The organism is Streptomyces botrytidirepellens, assembly GCF_003721215.1.
In the GTDB taxonomy this organism is placed as follows: Bacteria; Actinomycetota; Actinomycetes; order Streptomycetales; family Streptomycetaceae; genus Streptomyces; species Streptomyces himastatinicus.
This window is the reverse complement of the sequence record NZ_RIBZ01000144.1, coordinates 1-4116: the sequence shown is the minus strand read 5'-3', so window position 1 is coordinate 4116 and position 4116 is coordinate 1. Positions and strand designations below refer to the sequence as shown.

The 4116-nt window shown below is 70.1% G+C and carries 1 protein-coding gene and 1 pseudogene; both read left to right on the top strand.

All coding sequences use genetic code 11. The annotated features are described in order from the left end of the window. Positions 1–2449, top strand: a 2449-nt coding sequence (locus EEJ42_RS10845) for a type I polyketide synthase (RefSeq protein ID WP_123099743.1), incomplete at its 5' end; no start/stop codon positions are given. A gap of 47 nt (positions 2450–2496) precedes the next feature. Continuing rightward, positions 2497–4116: pseudogene (locus EEJ42_RS10840) on the top strand (type I polyketide synthase); the annotation flags it as partial.

The following is a 4116-nucleotide window of genomic DNA, read 5'->3' as shown; positions in this document are numbered from 1 at the left end:
TCTGGAACTGGGCCCGGACCCGGTCCTCGCCACCGCAACACAGCACACACTCAGCCACATCACCACGGGCACCGACCGGCCCAACCCCCTGGTGACGGCCACCCTCACCCGCAAACAACCCGAAACCCACGCCTTCGCCACCGCCCTCGCACGACTCCACACCGCCGGGACCGACGTCGACTGGGCGCCCTGGTACCCCGCCAGCCCAGCCCCGCGCACCGTCGAACTCCCCACCTACGCCTTCCAACACCAGCGGTTCTGGCTGGCCCCACCCACCACCCGTCCCGACAGCCACGACGCGCAGCGTGACCCGGCCGAGGCGCAACTGTGGGGCGCCATCGAAGCGCAGGATGTGGACGCCCTCACCAGCACACTGCACCTGGAGAAGAACAGCCCCGACCTCGATGCCCTGCTCCCCGCCCTCCCCCTTCTCTCGGCCTGGCGGCGACGGCACCGAGAGCACTCCACCATCGACTCATGGCGCTATCGGATCGCCTGGGACCGCCTGCCCGAGGCGGTCGCCACCCCTGCCCTCACCGGCACCTGGCTGCTCCTCGTGCCTTCCGGCCTGGCCGAGCACCCGGTCGTCCAAGCCGCCGCCCAGGCGCTCGATGCCCACGGTGCGGAGCGCGAGACGCTCACCGTCGACACCGCCGCTCCTCATAGCGAGGCCCTCGTCCAGCAGCTCGCAGGTGCCGTGGGCGTACGTACCGCACCGGTCGGTGTGCTGAGCCTCCTCGCCCTCGAGGAGAGCCACCACCCGGATCACCCGGCCGTTCCCACGGGGCTGGCCGCGACCATGGCCCTCGTCCAGGCGCTCGATGACCTCGGGTGGCCCGCAGCCCTGTGGTGCCTCACCCAGGGCGCCGTGGCGGTCGTCCCCGCTGATGCGCTCCCCCATCCGCACCAGGCACAGATCTGGGGGTTCGGCCGGGTGGCCGCGCTGGAACACCCCCAGCTCTGGGGCGGTTTGATCGATCTGCCCGACACCCTCGATGCCCGCACTCCCGGCCGTATCGCCGGGCTGCTCACGCCCGGGCAGCCCGAGGATCAGGTGGCGATCCGTTCGGTCGTCCTGGGCCGCCGTCTCGAGCACGCGCCCGCCACCGACGCCTTGGCGGTCCCCTGGCAGCCGACCGGGACGACGCTCATCACCGGCGGCACCGGGGGGCTCGGCGCCCACCTCGCACGCTGGCTCGCCCGCAACGGCGCACCCCACCTCCACCTCACCAGCCGCACCGGACCCAACGCCCCCGGCGCTACCGAACTCACTCAAGAACTCACCGACCTCGGCACCACCGTCACCATCACCGCCTGCGACGTCTCCGACCGCACCGCCCTCCACCACCTCATCCGGGCCATCCCCGCCGAACACCCCCTCACCACCGTCATCCACGCCGCGGGCATCGCGGAGAACACATCGCTCGGGGAAATCGACCTCCCCCACATCAACGAGGTCCTTCAGCCCAAAGCGCTCGCCGCCACCCATCTCCACGAGCTGACCAAGGACCACGACCTCAGCGCCTTTGTTCTCTTCTCCTCCGGCGCGGCCTCCTGGGGCGGCAGTCGACAGGCCGCCTACGCCGCCGCCAACACCTACCTCGACGCCCTCGCCGAACACCGCCGCCTCCAAGGACTCCCCGCCACCAGCATCGCCTGGGCGCCCTGGGGCGATGCGGGGATGGCGTCCGACGAGGCCGTCATCGACTACTACAACCGGCGCGGGATGAATCCGCTCGACCCGGATCTCGCCGTCGCCTCCCTTCAGCACGCCCTCGACCACGACGACATCACCGTCACCGTCGCGGATATCGACTGGCAGAAGTTCCCCGCAAGTTTTACGGCGCGACGGCCGAGTCCGCTCCTCACCCGGCTCATGCCGACCCCGCCGTCGGACGCCGACACTCCGGATTCGACGGCGGCCATCAGCTCGCTCCAGCAACAACTGGCCGGCAGCACGCCCGCCCAGCAGCATCAACTCCTCCTCCACCACCTGCAAACGCACGCGGCCGCAATCCTCGGCTATCCCAGTACGCATTCCATTCCCCCCGCCCAGCCATTCCAGGAGCTGGGGTTCGATTCCCTCACCGCCGTCGAATTCGGTAACCGGCTCACCGCCACCACCGGTATCGATCTGCCACCCACTCTCATCTTCGATCACCCCACGACCAACCAGCTGGCGGACTTCCTGCGCGGGCGACTTGTCGACACGGATGTGACCTCCGAGGGGCGGCTGCTGTCGGACCTCGACACATGGGATGCGGTGTCGGAGCCGTCCGCGGTGGACGAGGCAGCCCGTCGCCGCATCACCGGCCGACTGCGGCTGCTGCTGGCCAAGTGGAGCGACACGGAACACGAAACGGACCGTTCCACGGCTCATAGCGAGCTTGAGACAGCAACAGCGGAAGACATTTTCGACCTCATTTCCGATGAGTTCGGAAAGTCGTGAGCCCGATGCCCTCCACCCGCCGCGCCGCGCCAAGGAGCTTGCGCTAGATGTCCAACGAAGAGAAGCTTCTCGATCACCTCAAGTGGGTCACGGCCGAATTGCGCCAGACCCGCCAGCGTCTGCGCGAGATCGATTCCGCCGAGCCGGAGCCGGTCGCCATCGTGGGAATGGCGTGCCGCTATCCCGGCGGGGTGCGCTCGCCCGAGGATCTCTGGCAGCTGGTGGAGCGGGGCGGTGACGCCGTCTCCGCATTTCCGACGGACCGCGGCTGGGGACTCGACGAACTCTTCGATCCGGATCCCGAGCAATACGGGACGTCCTATGTGGACCAGGGCGGATTCTGTTACGACGCGACCGCATTCGACGCTGCCTTCTTCGACATCAGCCCGCGTGAGGCGCTGGCCATGGACCCCCAGCAGCGGCTGCTCCTGGAAACGGCGTGGGAGGCGTTCGAACGGGCGGGGTTCCGTCGCGACACCTTGAGTGGCAGCAATACCGGTGTGTTCGCCGGGATCGGCTCGCACGACTATCTGTCGGTCATCGGCAACATCACCAGCGAGGTGGAGGGCTACGTCGGGGCCGGAAACCTCGGCAGTGTGCTGTCGGGCCGGGTGGCGTACTCGCTGGGTCTGGAGGGGCCCGCGGTCACGGTGGACACGGCGTGTTCGTCGTCGCTGGTGGCCATTCACCTGGCCTGTCAGGCGCTGCGCCAGGGCGAATGCGATCTGGCGTTGGCGGGTGGCGTTGCGGTGATGGCCACCCCGGGGGCGTTCATCGAGTTCTCCCGGCAGCGCGGTATGGCCCCCGACGGTCGGTGCAAGCCCTTCGCCGCCGCGGCCGACGGCACCGGATGGGGCGAGGGTGCCGGGCTCGTCGTCCTGGAGCGCCTCGGTGAGGCGCGGCGCCGTCACCACCGGGTGCTGGCGGTCATTCGTGGTTCGGCGGTCAACCAGGACGGTGCGAGCAACGGGCTGACCGCGCCGAACGGTCCCTCGCAGCAGCGGGTGATCCGGCAGGCGCTCGCCAACGCCCACCTGTCCACCGCCGAGGTGGACGCGGTGGNGGCAGGCGCTCGCCAACGCCCACCTGTCCACCGCCGAGGTGGACGCGGTGGAGGGCCATGGCACGGGGACGACGCTCGGCGACCCGATCGAGGCGCAGGCGCTGCTGGCCACGTACGGGCAGGGGAGGGCGGAGGACCGGCCGTTGTGGCTGGGCTCCATCAAGTCGAACCTGGGCCACACCCAGGCCGCCGCGGGTGCGGCCAGTGTCATCAAGATGGTGATGGCGATGCGGCACGAGCTGCTGCCCGCCTCGCTGCACATCGACGAGCCGACCCCGCACGCCGACTGGACCTCGGGGGGCGTACGGCTGCTGACCGAGCCCGTCCGCTGGCCCCGAGGCGAACGGCCGCGCAGGGCCGGGGTGTCCGCGTTCGGCATCTCGGGGACGAACGCCCATCTGATCCTGGAGCAGGCCCCCGAGGAGGCGGAACACATCGCGGCGCAGCCGGACCCCGGCGGCATCGGTGTGGTGCCGTGGGCGGTGTCGGCGCGGAGCGTTCAGGCGTTACGGGGTCAGGCGCGGGCGTTGGCCGAAAGGGTGGCCTCCGACCCGGACGTATCGCCCGCCGAGGTGGGCTGGTCGCTGATCCGTACCCGGTCGGT